Annotated in this window: 10 protein-coding genes and 1 pseudogene; 4 read left to right on the top strand and 7 right to left on the bottom strand. The window is 61.0% G+C overall.

What is annotated here, in order from left to right:
• Positions 1–78: 78 nt before the first annotated feature.
• Positions 79–1,890, bottom strand: a complete 1,812-nt coding sequence (locus AAFG50_RS03070) for a hypothetical protein (protein WP_011082908.1) — start codon at positions 1,888–1,890, stop codon at positions 79–81.
• 571 nt (positions 1,891–2,461) lie between these two features.
• Between AAFG50_RS03070 and AAFG50_RS03065 the strand changes: the two genes are divergently transcribed.
• A complete protein-coding gene (locus tag AAFG50_RS03065; RefSeq protein ID WP_223153803.1) occupies positions 2,462–3,601 on the top strand; it encodes a 5'-methylthioadenosine/S-adenosylhomocysteine nucleosidase in 1,140 nt (379 codons plus the stop codon).
• 246 nt (positions 3,602–3,847) lie between these two features.
• Positions 3,848–4,012: pseudogene (locus AAFG50_RS03060) on the top strand (JAB domain-containing protein); the annotation flags it as partial.
• Between the two features lie 120 nt (positions 4,013–4,132).
• Here the strand turns inward: AAFG50_RS03060 and AAFG50_RS03055 are convergent.
• Entirely contained in the window at positions 4,133–5,161 is a 1,029-nt protein-coding gene (locus AAFG50_RS03055; protein ID WP_028175098.1) for a hypothetical protein, read from the bottom strand.
• Between the two features lie 559 nt (positions 5,162–5,720).
• Between AAFG50_RS03055 and AAFG50_RS03050 the strand changes: the two genes are divergently transcribed.
• Entirely contained in the window at positions 5,721–7,970 is a 2,250-nt protein-coding gene (locus tag AAFG50_RS03050; RefSeq protein ID WP_028175099.1) for an ABC transporter substrate-binding protein, read from the top strand.
• Between the two features lie 213 nt (positions 7,971–8,183).
• On the opposite strand, the gene AAFG50_RS03045 is transcribed toward AAFG50_RS03050, so the two are convergent.
• From AAFG50_RS03045 to AAFG50_RS03035, 3 genes are all read right to left on the bottom strand, one after another.
• Entirely contained in the window at positions 8,184–9,047 is an 864-nt protein-coding gene (locus AAFG50_RS03045; protein WP_231166616.1) for a hypothetical protein, read from the bottom strand.
• 103 nt (positions 9,048–9,150) lie between these two features.
• Positions 9,151–9,471, bottom strand: a complete 321-nt coding sequence (locus AAFG50_RS03040) for a YMGG-like glycine zipper-containing protein (RefSeq protein ID WP_011082914.1) — start codon at positions 9,469–9,471, stop codon at positions 9,151–9,153.
• A 165-nt stretch (positions 9,472–9,636) separates the two neighbouring features.
• Positions 9,637–10,011 (bottom strand): hypothetical protein, encoded by a 375-nt coding sequence (locus AAFG50_RS03035; RefSeq protein ID WP_028175101.1) that lies wholly within the window; start codon positions 10,009–10,011, stop codon positions 9,637–9,639.
• A gap of 289 nt (positions 10,012–10,300) precedes the next feature.
• Here AAFG50_RS03035 and AAFG50_RS03030 point away from each other — a divergent pair, with 289 nt between their 5' ends.
• On the top strand, positions 10,301–11,689 hold the full coding sequence (locus tag AAFG50_RS03030) for a peptidoglycan-binding protein (RefSeq protein ID WP_028175102.1): 1,389 nt from the start codon (positions 10,301–10,303) through the stop codon (positions 11,687–11,689).
• A 57-nt stretch (positions 11,690–11,746) separates the two neighbouring features.
• On the opposite strand, the gene AAFG50_RS03025 is transcribed toward AAFG50_RS03030, so the two are convergent.
• Positions 11,747–13,033: an RNA polymerase sigma factor gene (locus tag AAFG50_RS03025; protein ID WP_028175103.1), complete on the bottom strand. Its 1,287-nt coding sequence runs from the start codon at positions 13,031–13,033 to the stop codon at positions 11,747–11,749.
• 133 nt (positions 13,034–13,166) lie between these two features.
• Positions 13,167–13,574 carry a YciI family protein gene (locus AAFG50_RS03020; protein ID WP_011082918.1) on the bottom strand — a complete coding sequence of 136 codons (408 nt, stop codon included), beginning with the start codon at positions 13,572–13,574 and terminating at the stop codon, positions 13,167–13,169.
• Between the last annotated feature and the right edge of the window lie 117 nt (positions 13,575–13,691).

The following is a 13,691-nucleotide window of genomic DNA, read 5'->3' as shown; positions in this document are numbered from 1 at the left end:
AGTCAGCCGGCTGTCGGGCCTTAACAGCCGGAATAGCCAAATCGCAGTTTCGAATACCGACTCCGTGATCAGCGCCTGCTAAGTTTGACAGATCACGTATCCATGTGCGTTCATTTCGGTACACGCCGAGAAGAATGACATCAACAGCCAATAGAGCTGAACGAAGTATGGGTCTGGCGCTTGGCCGGCTGCGACTTCCTTTAGCGCCTCTTCAACAGCACCGCGGCTCAGCGAAGAGGTCACGATGAAGACCCGACGAATTGCATCCGGCGCAAGCCGCACTTGAGCGAATTCGTTCATTAGCTCGTCGGCATCGCCTCGGACAATCCTCTTGATCCGGGTTTTGACTCCGCTACCGCTTACATACTTGTTGTTCCAACCACGAATTTTCGCTTCCATCGATTCCGGCGGAAGGCTCATACGCTGCAAGTTCTTAATTGCTTGGCTCACGGAGATATGGAACGGCCCAGCACCGAGCGATAGTGGACCATGCTTTGCGTGATAAAAGGTAATTCTAGGCGGGCTGCTGGAGTTGTTTAGCCCAATATAGTCCGCCCATTCGTCGCCAAGATCGTCGCACACAAGCACATCGTCCCCGTCCGCAACACTCGCTTCGATCACACCGAAAGTGGAGTCAGCATCAAAGGTGGCCTTTCGCGTCGAAAAGTTACCCTTTTCATCAGTCACTCCGTCTAGGAGCGGATCAGAGCGCAAATGGCGCAACAGGGCTGCGCCACCATCTACAAAGCCTTCGTCGCGGAACAAGGTCCCGTCGATGTAAGCTAAAGAGAGGGCGTCGAACAGCAATATGAACTTATCCTCGCGATCGATGTAGCGTCGGAGCGAGATCCGATTTGGATCGTGACCGAGAGCATACTCTGTACTTTCGACCTCGATGCCGGCAGTGATCGGCAATTGCAAGTCACGCAATGCTACGCGAGCTTGGTTGATTGCAATTGCTCCAACCGAATCAGCACCGTCGAAGATATCCATCCTCTTTCCGTCGCCGCTGACCCTAAACGCACGATCGAGCTCATTTAACGCTGCATCGATTTCATGCTTGGAGAGTTGAGTGAGTCTACCGCTATCTTCATGTACAAGTCTGATTTCGCGATCGACATGGATCGCATCAACAAATCCCGCAACGTCGACGGCAAAACTTGTTGGACGCGCGGTGCCGCCAATACTCGCCAAATCGATAGCGCGGGCTAAGGTACGGAGAAAGCTGGCAGGTGCAGCTCTTCCACCTACCAGCTCGTCAATTACAGATTTCGCGTACTCCACAAGTGCGAGGTGATCGACCCGATCAGACCGCTGCCCTATCCTGCCGGTGCTAGGAGTTGTAGAATAGTGGTCAGTTCCCGACCGGACCGCGTACGCCTGGGGCACATACCGGTTTGCGCCAGCAGGCCCGACAACATTTTGTAGGTCATCGGCTTCGAACGTTTTACTCCTCATCACGTGCTTGGAGACCGACATGTTTCGAAGCCGAATCTTTTCGAACACCGCTCCCTGCCGTGCGACCGCACGATCCACGCGTTCGGCTGATACTCGACCGAGATAGCGGGTGAAAAATCCTGCCGGAAGATCGAGCTTGGATTTAAGAATCGCGAGATGATCGCGATATTCGATCAAAAGAATAAATCCGCAGATTCGTTCTCGGATTCCTGCGTCTTCGGTTAAGAATGAAGGCGAGCGGTCATAGAGGAAGGAGATCGCAGACCAACGCGCGCGCCCAGCTTGGACGCGCCGATGGTAGAATATGTTTTGGGAGGCCGAGGGCTGGCTTGCCCGAACTTGGCGAAAAAGGTCATCCAATGCGGCATTGCTCATCTGCCGCTTAAGAATGTGAAAATTTGCTGTTTTTGCAACGCGAAGAGAGTCGATCATCCATCCCCCGTCGCGTTTCCGCGCGGAAGTACGCCATGTCAATTAAGACGGACCTTCAATATGATCAACTTAAGCGCGAATGCCTCCACGATGCAAATGGAAAGAACATGCCCCCCGCAAAGAAGAGTTAGAAGGCTACTCGATGTCGCGCAGCTCTAGACGGCCTGCTCAATAGCAACGTTAGCCACAAAGTGTCGGCTTATCGACACGTATCCGGTTGATGGGCGTTGAAGGCTATGATCTCTTGACTACGGGGCGACGGCATGCGGAGCGTGCTTGAGGTGCTATGCGACGACAACCCAGTGATCGTTCGATAAAGATTCTGTTCGCTTCTTCGGGGGGCCTATGCGCTTTCCCGGGATGTACAACGCAGCTCGTTCAGCCTCAATCTCGCGCATTACTGGGCGAACTCTGCCACATTCGTGCGGCCTCTCCCGGGGGGCCGAGATTCGATCCCGCGCAATCCGAAGAGTCGCGCAACGACGCAGACAACTTGATCATCCTATGTCCAACGCATCATCGTTTGGTCGATCAGGATCCGACCACTTACACAGCGGATTCGTTGCTTCTCATGAAACGGCGCCATGAGAGCCGCGTCGCAGCATTTCTCAGCTCGGTTGCTGTCGAGCTTACTGACAAGCAGGCTACCGACCTCTCGCGACAGGTGGAGGACGAATCAGTCGACTTCGCAGTTGTCGTCGCGTTGCGGAAGGAATTGGCTGCGCTTAAGCATTATTTTCCTGAGCTGGTACCGATTTCGTCGACATCGGATTCGACCCGCACGTACCTTCGCGGAACGATTCCAACAAGACGCGGCGGCTCGTATCGAGTTGTTGCCACTCTCCTTCATTCGATGGGAAATCTCGATGCCGCACATGCGACATCGGACCTCATCCACAAATGGAAGCCGCGATTTGTACTTGTGAATGGAATTGCTGGTGGAATCTCTAGAAAGGATCAGGGCTTCGGCGATATCGTGGCCTCGAACTCCATTTTCTATTATGAGCTCTCGAAGGTTCGACCCAATCATCAGGAGCATCGAGCTCGGCAATTTCAGGCGGACCCCATCCTCGTGGATGGAATACTGAACTTGACCGACTCAACGTGGCGCGCACATTTGCCTTCAAGGCCCGATGGGAAAAGCGCGAGCGCCATCGAGCCGAGAATTCATGTCGGACCAATTGCCTCTGGAGAGAAGGTGATTGCTTCAAGCGAGGCTGCCCAAGAGCTTCGGTCGTTGCAACGCGATCTCATCGCAATTGAGATGGAGAGTGCAGGAGTCGCTTCTGCGGCATTCAGCGCTGTCAAGAAGGTGGGATTCTTGACGATCCGAGCCATCTGCGACTTCGCCGACGGCAAAAAGAATGACATGTGGCAAGAGTACGCAGCGTATTCCGCGGCTTCGTGCTTGCGAAGCTTCATTGAGTCGCGCCCAGTTTCCCTCTCGGAGGGGGCGTGGCCGAAGTCCGTTGCTTCGGTAGCGGCAACGAAGTCGCGTATTTCGATAGCTCAACGTAAGAAATTGTTCGATGAGCTGTGTACGGCGTTCGATATGGAAGAGTTTAAGAACCTTTGCTTTCTCCTGGGCGTGGACATTGACGAAATTCCCGGCGACCGCAAATCGGCCCGGGTCAGAGAGCTAATTTTACTGTTCGAGCGGCGCGATACGTTGCACGTATTGGAGGAAGCCGTCGATGAAAGGACACGTTAACGGAAAACCTGAGCATTCAGGCTGATGCTTTCGGCGGTGTCCGTAAGCCGTCGATACGCACTGAAATGCATGTCACGGACAGATCGGGCATTGAAACAAGGACTCCAATCGAAGCGGCCAGGACCGAGCGTGAACTCTCGTGACTATCACGAACAATCACCCACTACATGCCCCAGTCTCCGCCTCCTACAGCTCGATCAGAATCTAAAATAACAGCAAACTCAAATAGATAATAGACGCCGCAGGCTCATGCACAACCACCCTAGCGGCGATCCCTCGCCCTCGCAGGCCGACATCCAGATGACGAAAGCGATCATCGACATCGCCAGGCCGCTCGGCATCGCCGTGCACGACCACATCATCGTCGGCAAGAACGGGCATTCCAGCTTGAAGGGGATGAAGCTGATCTAACGACGTCGGCTCTTGGGGCTAAAGCGGACCTTACCGCGAACTTCGCAAAACGACGCGACTGACCCAAAGGCGACATTCAACGTCTGGAGTGATTTCCAGCTTCTGTCTGATCTTCGGATGCTAGCCGGGGAAGTCGCGGAACTCCTTGACGAGATTAAACGGAATTTTCCACCCGGCGCCTCCCCCGCGCATCAGCATCTTGATGTCTTCCGCCCTGTTTTCTTTTCCGGTTTTCGGATCGGTCTCCAGCGTGTGGCCTTGGCTGTCCCAAGGTTTGCTCGCGCTCTTCGAGTAGTAGCCGAGAAAATGGCCGGATTCATGGGCAGACGTGTTAGGCCCGCGTTGCGAGCTGATGAAGGCAAGGTCCAGCGATCGAGCAAATGAGCCATTGGCGGGGCCGCCGTTGGACCAAACCTTATCGACGCAAAAAATGGTTAGATGGGCGCCCTGAACTTTGTGTTTGACGAAGAAGCCCTTCAGTTTTTCGACGTCGATCACATCGGGAAAGGTCGCTAGGCTCGCATCCTTCATGCCAGTCGCACTGGCGAGGTCCTGTTTGACGGCAGCCTGCGAGTCGTCGATGACCAGCCAGTCGCTTGGCACCCGCTCGAAGCGGATGTTGGCCTGCGGCCTCCATATATTGTTCATCGTCAGCAATTCATCTTGCTCGTTGCAAGGCTTCTTGGCGTGAAACGCCGGAGCGCCGCCACTCCCCGGAACCATGACGTTACGGAACGCCACCTTGATCTTGATTTCCGGCAGCACGACGACATGGAGCTTGGCTTCGATCTTCCGGCCGGCCGACCGGGCCACCACCTCCAGGCCGGGAAAGCCAATCGGCTTAATCCGGCCATTGATTTCGAAAAACCGTGCATCGCCATTGAAGGTGGTGGGAAGTGACGCCGCCCTGAGCTGCGGATCGATATCGGGTTCGGAGAAGGTGTCTCTGGCTTGCATTACGCGTCTGAGGGTATCGGCGCCATCGATCTCCTTGATCCCGAGGGCATGGGCGTTAGGATCGACTTTGAGCTTTCTTCCGGGATCGATCAGCGCCACGATGTTGGAGCCGCCGAGCGGCACCACCATGCCCGGCGGGCTGCGGCGCTCATCGATGCCGGAGCGGCGGAAAACCTCTTGAAAAGCGGCCATGTCTGGTTCTCCTGTCTTAGTTCGGTCCGTCAACGCGAAATTTTGCGCGCGGAATGAGAGCCTCCTTCGGCGGCGGGAACACCAACTGGCCGGCCCCCGCGGCGAGATGCAGAAAATTTCGGCGGCGAAGTTTCATGGCAGTCCCTCCGCAACAATTGGGCACGGACGGCAGTAGGCGTAGCCTACTCCGCTTTGCGGAGAACGCGGAAGGCCAATCAATGTCCGCTTCTGGCCCATCAGAGAAGTGGCGGAACGCTTCATTGAGGTCCGTTCAATCAAACGCCTCATCGGCCGCGCTCCACGGCCAGAACGAAAGCCGTTCCGAGCCATCCGGCGAATGCGCGCGGTGTCAGGCCGGGTATGTGAATGACCGAGGCCACGGCCGACGGCCCGGACTTCCGGCACCACGCACTTTCCTTCATCCGCCTTGAATGGTCGTAGATCTTGCCGGTGGCGATGGGGCGGGCTTGAAAAACGCTCTCAGCGGCGGCAATCTCGGCCTGATTGAGGCCTCGATCTGGAGAATCTCGGCTTATGCCGATCGATGCGAGGATCGACGATGAAGCAGCGGCTTATAATGTGGCTTGCCGTTGTTGCGGGCGTCGCCCTGGTGCTCGCCGTCGCCTGGGCCGCCATCCTGTGGACTCGCCCGGAGCCTATTCGCATCGCGTTCGCCAATTCGCTCTCTGGACCGTCGGCCCCGGCCGGGACGGAAAGCCTGGTCGCGACGCAGCTTGCAATCGACGAGGTGAACGCCAAGGGTGGCGTCAACGGACGGCTAATTGAACTCGTTCTGTTCGACGACGCAAGCGATCCAGCCGTGGCGCGCGCGAACGCGCAGGCGATCGCCGAAAGCCCATGCGTCGCTGTGCTCGGCCATTATCTCAGCTCCGCTTCGCTCGCGGCAGCGCCGGTATATAAGGATGCGCGGATTCCGGCGCTCACGGGAAGCGCGGCTGCCGACGATCTGACATCCACCAATGATTACTATTTTCGTGCGTTGGCGCCGGTCTCCGCGCAGGCGCGCTCGATCGCGGAACATCTGCGCGCCGTGATGAAGGAGCCAAAAGTCCGTCTTGTTCACACGCGCGATTCCTACGGCAAGAATTTTGAGCATGGATTTGCCGCGGCCTATCCGGCGGAGCAGTTGCACGTGTTCGGACTGGACGTCGCAGCCGGTCAGATCGGATCGATGGATGGGACGCTAGCCGCTGCCGCGCAGGAGCCCGGACCCGGCGTTATCGTCGTCGGCGCGGCACCCGATTTTAGCCCAGACATCGTCAAGGCGCTGCGCCGCCACGGCATCAAGGGAACGATCATCGCATCCCAAGGCGCGGCCCGCGAAAGCTATTTGCAGAATTTCGCCAACGAGCCCGAGGAAAAATCGCATCCGGGTTTCTTCAGCGAGAATCTGTATGCCGCTTCATCGCTGATGTTCGACAGCGCAGGCGTGGCGGCGCAGGCCTTTGCCGTCGACTACAAGGCGAAAGCCGCTACCTCGCCAAGCTGGGTTGCCGGCGGCGCGTATGACGCCGCGCGCCTGATGATCGATGCGCTGAAACGAGCTGCCGTACATCACCGGTTTATGGGGCAGGGGATTCAGAAACGATCCGACAGCAAGGTTGCGGATCGCGACCGGGTGCGCGCCGCACTGGCCGCGATCGACAGTCCGAAATCGGCGGTCGTCGGGCTGACGGGGCGGCTCTATTTCAACGCGAACCGCGACATTCCGCGCCCGATCCGAATGGGTTTCTTCCATTACGGTCGGTTCGTCACGGCGCCGCAGCAACTCGTGCGCATCGATCAGCCTGATGGAATCGATCTCGCCGCGGAACAGGAGAAGGGCCATGTCATCGCGTTCGAGGATCGGCGCTACTGGATTCAGCGCGTCGTCTATACCGGCATCGACATCATTCGCGTCAGCCGGATCGACGTGAAGCAAAATTCGTTCAACGTCGACTTCTATCTCTGGATGCGATTCGCTGGCGACGATGAGGCGCAGACGCACGTCGAATTCCCGGCATTGCTGGATCGCGGGGCGTTCGATCCAGCTCGGCCGATTCAGGCTGGACACGAAGACGGCCTGAGTTACCGGCTCTATCGCATCACCGGCGATTTCAAGGCCCATTTCGATCTCCATGATTATCCATTCGACACGCAGCAATTGCATCTACTTTTTCAGAACACGGAACAGCGGCGGGAGCTCATCACCTATGTCATCGATCGGTTCGGCTTGCGCCTCGCCGACGACGGAAGCTCGCGGGCCGAGGACGGGGCCTATTCCGGGCTTCCGCTCTGGCGATTTCTCGGGCTGAACTATTTCGTCGAATCCCTGTCCAGCGGATCGACGCTCGGAAAGGCGCCTTTGTTTGGTGCCGAGGCAAGGACGGAATTCGCAGGCTTCGATGCGGCCATCATGCTGCGCCGCAGCTCCGCCATCTACATGCTGAAGAACCTACTGCCGCTGTTTCTGCTCGTGCTCGTCGTATTCGCCACGCTGTTCTTTCCCGAAACCATGTTTCGTGAACGCGTGACGATCCCAGTGACCTCGATCCTGGCGAGCGCGGTGCTGCTCGTAGCGGTGAACAGTCAGATCGGCGATGTCGGATACACGGTGGTGGTCGAAGAGATGTTCTACATCTTCTTCGTACTATGCCTGATGGCGATGTTGGCGGGCTACAGACATGAAAAACTTCGGGACGCGGGCCGAAAGCGCGTCGCTGTTGTTTCGGATCACGTAGCACAGATCATTTATGCCGGGACGGTGCTCGCTATCATCGTCGTGCTCTACCGGCGTTATGCCGTGTGAGGCAGGCGTGGATACCTCGCCGGCCCGCCACACATCACCAGGTCGCTCGGCATCGCCGTGCACGACCACATCACCATCGGCAGAAGTGGCCACGCCAGCTTGCGCGGGATGCGGTTGATCCAGGGCTCCAAATCGTGGCGGCGGATTGAGAGGAAGTCCCGCCTATCTTATCAGTGCCTGCCGCTGAATCGGCCGCATGGCTCTCAGGCCATCTCACCGAACCAGTTGCCACCCTTTCGGCGTCCAGCGCAGCAGCGCGGCGGAAAGCGGCTTCGGCGCGCGCGCCATGACGTTCCTGGCGAGCGTCCGCAGCGCGTCGAGCGCGGCGCCGCTGTCTTCGCTTGCATAGAGCACGAGATCGGCCGACGGCGCCGCCACGATCAGGACGCCACCCTGGGCCTGCGCGAGCGGCGCCCAGCTGTCGATCAGCGCAAGCCGGCTGGTCTGATAGTAGTCTCCCTTCAGCGTACCGAATTGTCCTGATGGGACCGCCTTTGCGGCGGTCGCGAGCGGCTTCATGCTGCTGCGCAGATTGGCGATGGCGATGTCGAAGACCTGGTCCGGCGTCAGGCCGAGCGCAGCACGATCCTTGTCATTGAACACCCGTATCGTCCGCGGCGAATCCAGCACCGGGACGATCACCAGCCCCTCTGCCAGAGGCCGCGTCAGGGCCGGACCGCGCGCATCGACCTCCCGAAGCGCCTGCCGCATGTAATCGGCCGAGCGCACGACCACGCGCAGCGCTGCTCTGGTGGGAGGATCATTCCGATTGCTTGTCGTTGCCACGACGCCGCTGACATAGGTGCCGATCTCCTTGCTGCAGGCGCCCGTGTTGGTCTTGCAGAAGGCGTAGATGCGATCGAGGTTGGCTTGCAGAGGGCCGATCGAAAGCGTCAGCGGCCCCTTGATCACGACAGGGGTGTCACGAATCTCGGCGCGGATGCGCTCGGCCACGAAAGCCGTAAACGCGGGTTCGTCGGCTGGAATCTGTTGCGCGCGGGCGGACCCGGCTCCGACGAGATCGCCCGCTGCGATGACGGCGATCAGAAGCCGGCACATGCGAGATCGGATAGTCATGCGATCCACCACCCCGGGATGGCGGCCCGCGGCCGATGCTCACCCCTCCCCGCCAAGTCAACCGCCGGCCGCCGTCAACCCCGCGACGCCGGCGGCTGAACGATCAATAGCAATATCGGGGATCGACCGGGACGTAGCGGCCGTCGGGGCGCTGCATGTAGCAGCCGCGCTGATAGGCGTAGTAACCGGAGCGGCGGCGCTCGCCCTCGGAAGCGATCGCGGCGCCCGTTCCGGCACCGACGACGGCCCCGATTGCGGCACCGCGGCCTCCACCGATCGCGCCGCCGAGGATCGCCCCGCCGACACCGCCGATGATCGCGCCGCCGACGGCGTCCTGGGCCGCCGCCTCATGCACCGGCATTGCCATCGCAACCGTCAGACACGCAGCGATCCCAAAACTTCCAATGCGAAGACCTCGAAGCATGCTCGACCTCCCCTGTGGTGAGCTGTGTCATAGCGCCGGAAGCGGATTCGGGCCAGAAAAATAGCCAGCGCCGCCACCTGGACGCGCCGTGATGGCGCCGGGGGGCTCTGCGAGGCGGCAGCTCAGACCGTGCCGGGTGCGGTGCACATGCCGGCCATCTCCGTGTCAGGGCTCGATCCAGCGCTGCACGGCCTCGGCGGTGTCGGCGGGCGTGGTGTTGAAGCAGATCGCCGCATTGGGCGCCAGGCGGTGGACGAGGTTGAGCACCTTCTCGAACAGCAGCAGGCGCTGCTTCGGCTCGCGCAGGCCCGCGCCGATCACGATGCAGTCGAAGCTCTCGTCGCGCAACGCCGCCGTCACCGCCGCTTCCGCAGCCGCGTCGAGATCGATCAGGCAGCTCGTGACCTCGTAACCGAGACCGCGCAGGCGCAGCAGCTGGGTCTCGATATAGTTGCGCACGAGCTCCGGCGTGAGCTGCGGGAATGTGCTGTAGTCCGCAACCCCGGGTTCGATGCCGATCGCGAGGACGCGCTTGGCCATGCAAGCCTCCTGAGCAAGCCTCCTGACCGTGTGCGCTGCTAACGGGCGGACGCCCCAGCAGGTTCCAGGATCGCGGTGACCCGCGTTCGCAAGCCACATTCGGCTTGCGACCTCCGACCGCAGTGCTGCCGCCGATTTCCCGCTCAGGCTGTAACCCATTTCACACACGCCGGGCCGGCGACCTGTCACATTCTCGCAGATTACGCCGGCGTCGCGCCCTGATTACGGCGCCTGGCTCACTTTGACATGCACGGAGAGTAGATCGTTCATCCATTTGCGGGAGCGGGAAATGTTGTCATTCGAGAGTTTGAAAGACGAATACGAGCGCAATTGGGCCAGTCTCGAGGTCAGGCCCTCACGCCTCGCCGAAGCCAATGCGGTCGCACGCAAGGCCCTCAACGGCAAGGCGACCTATCAGCAGATCGAGCGGTTGACCGGCGTGCCCTGGCATTTTGCCGCGCTCTGCCACTATCGCGAATCCAACTTCGATTTCGACACTTATCTCGGCAACGGCGAAACGATCCATCGCGCGACGACCATCGTTCCGAAAGGGCGCGGCCCGTTTGCCACCTTCGTGGACGGCGCCGTGGACGCGTTCAGAATCGAGAATTTCGTTGGCGCTCACGACTGGGGTATCGCGCGGATTCTGTACCGGCTCGAGGCGTTCAACGGCTTCGGCTATCACGCCAAGGGCTGCAATTCGCCCTATCTCTATGGCGGCTCGACACTGTACGGCCCGCCCGAGGCAAGGGCCGGCAAATTCGTCCGCGATCACGTGTTCGACTCGAACCACGTCGATTCCCAGCTCGGCACCGCGGTGATCCTGCATGCGATGATGTCGCTCGATTCCTCGATCGCCATCGACGGCAGCACGCAATTCGTGGGCCGCACCGAGCCCGAGGACGACATCGCCTCGACGGTTGTTCTGATGCAGCAGGCGCTCAACAAGCTCGGCGCCAACCCGCCGCTTGCAGAGGACGGCATCAGCGGACCGAAGACCAAGGCTGCGGTCTCGCAGTTTCAGCAGCAGAACGGCCTGAGGGATACCGGCCTTCTCGACGGGGCCACGGTCGCTGCCATCACGCGCGCGACGCAGTCGGGCACCGCCGGGCAGACCGGCGATCTGTCCCAGGCCCTGAAGCGGCTGGAGGACCTCGCGCAGTTGCTGCGACCGTCAGCCGGCGGCGTAACGCCGGGGACGACGACACCGGGCAACACGCTGCCCGCCACCAACGACCCGATCAGCCTGTTCGAACGGCTCTTTTCCCTCATCAACAAGACGACGCCCATGCCAGGACCGGTCACCCCGACCAATCCCGCCCCCGTCGATCAGCTGAAGCAGGTCGTCGACCTGCTCAGCACCTTGCTCAACAAGGACGGCAAGCCCGTGCTCGGCCAGGTCAACGGCGCGCTCGGCGAGACCATCGGCAAGCTGCTCGACGGCAAGAAGACCGCGCTCGGCATCGGCGGCTCGGTGCTCACCGCGCTGCTGTCGTCGGTGACGGCAAGCCCCAATGCGGGCGGCATTGCCGGATTGCTCGGAACGATCGTGTCGGCCGTGCCGGGCCTCGGCCAGTTCGCGATGCCGATCTCGCTGGCGCTCACGGCCTGGGGCGTGCTCGGCAAGCTGGAGAAGTGGGCGCAGGGCACCGCGCCGCCGCCCAAGGCTACGACGTAAAGCCGACGACGTAGAGCCGACGACCTAACCACAACCGCGCAGCCGTTTCAGCGCGCCTCAAGCCATGCCGCCGGCATCGGCAATGTCTGCCGCACGTCGTTCCATCAACCCGCGCTCGCGCGCATTGGTTGCAAGACGGGCGGCGGTCTCGAACGATAGCCGTGCCTCGGCGAAGCGGCCGAGCCTGTGCAGAAGGTCGCCGCGCACGGCCTGAAGATGGTGATAAGTCCTGAGCGCCGGCTCGTCGGCGATCAGCTCGACGAGATCGAGCCCGGCCTGCGGCCCTTCGGCCATGCCGAGCGCGACCGCGCGGTTGAGTTCGATCACGGGCGAGCGCACCAGCGTCGCAAGCTGGCCATAGAGCTCCGCGATGCGTCGCCAGTCGGTGCTTGCGGCCGTCTCCGCGGTGGCGTGACACGCGACGATTGCGGCCTGCAGCGTGTAGAACCGGCCGGCTCCGCCGAGCTCGCGCGCGCGGTCCAGCGCCCGAAGGCCGCGCGTGATTTGGAGCCGATCCCACAGCCCGCGATCCTGGTCCATGAGCAGGATGGGCTCGCCATCGCGGTCGGTGCGGGCATGCATCCGCGCGGCATTCAGGTCCATCAGCGCCATGAGACCGTGCACCTCGGGCTCGAGCGGCGCGAGCCCGACCAGCACCCGTCCCATGCGCAGGGCCTCGTCACAGAGCTGCGGCCGCAGCCACTCCTCGCCGCGAGAGGCCGAATAGCCCTCGTTGAAGATGAGATAGACGACCTCGAGCACCGAGGCCAGACGCTCGGAAAGTTCCTCGCCGCCAGGCGTTTCGTAGGTGAGGCCCGACCGCGAAAGCGTGCGCTTGGCGCGGACGATGCGTTGGGCGACGGTTGCCTCCGTGACCAGGAAGGCGCGCGCGATCTCGTCGGTGGTCAGGCCGCAGATCATGCGCAACGCCAGCGCCGCGCGGGCCTGCCGCGGCAGCAGCGGGTGGCAGGCCGTGAAGATCAGCCGCAGCCATTCGTCACCGATGTCGTCGTCGAGGGCGGTGTCGAAATCGGGCATCGCGTCCTGTTCCTGCATCAGCTCGTGCGTCAGCAGGTCCTGCTTGCGGGTGAGCATTTTCGCCCGGCGCAGATGATCGAGCGCACGGCGCTTCGCCGTCGCAACCAGCCACGCACCGGGATTGTCCGGCACCCCGCTCAGCGGCCAGGCCTCCAGCGCGGCGACGAGAGCGTCCTGGGTCAATTCTTCCGCGAGCGTCACGTCCCGCAGCATGCGCGACAGCGTCGCGATCAGCCGCGGCTGCACGACGCGCCAAGCTGCGTGAATCGCGGCGCGGATCGCGTGATCGATGTCGGCGGCCGTCATCGCCACCGACCAGAGCCCTTTCCGTTCCGATAGAATCGGAACGGGGCTCTGGATTCTTGCTTTGACGCGTTTTCTTTACGCGAACCGGTATCCACTTCGCTTGAAAACGCACTAAGACGAGCGGTGGTGTTCATCAGGCGTGGGCGGCGACCCTGGAATGCGCGTCGATCTCGCACGCCACGTCGACGCCCGGCGTCGCGAATGCCCGCAATTCGCAGGTACCGTCCCATCCCGGCATGTGATCGAGATGCAACTGCATGAATTCCTTCGCCATGGCCAGGGCTTCCGCCTTGTCGCGCAGCTCGAAAATGGCGTAGCCGCCGATCACTTCCTTGGCCTCGACGAAGGGGCCGTCGATGACGCTGAGCTCGCCGTCGACGATCTTCACCCGTGCGCCGGTCGCAAGCGGCATCAGGCCGCCGGTGTCGAGCATTCGACCGGCCTTGATCTCCCGCTCTGATATTTTCTGCATCGCCTCCATCAGTGCCGGGGTCGGGCCCGCCATCGGCTGGCTGGAGGTGACGATGTACATGAAGCGCATGAAAAACTCCCTTGGCGCGAGCAGCGACCGTTCCGGCCGCAAACCGGCTCGCTATGGATGTGACGATTGAGCCTCGGCTAAATCGACATCCCCGAGAGAAATTATTGGCCGGGAGAA

Source organism: Bradyrhizobium sp. B039 (genome assembly GCF_038965675.1).
GTDB classification, from domain to species: domain Bacteria; phylum Pseudomonadota; class Alphaproteobacteria; order Rhizobiales; family Xanthobacteraceae; genus Bradyrhizobium; species Bradyrhizobium diazoefficiens.
Note: the sequence above shows the minus strand (reverse complement) of the source record. Positions and strands in the feature narration are given on the sequence as shown.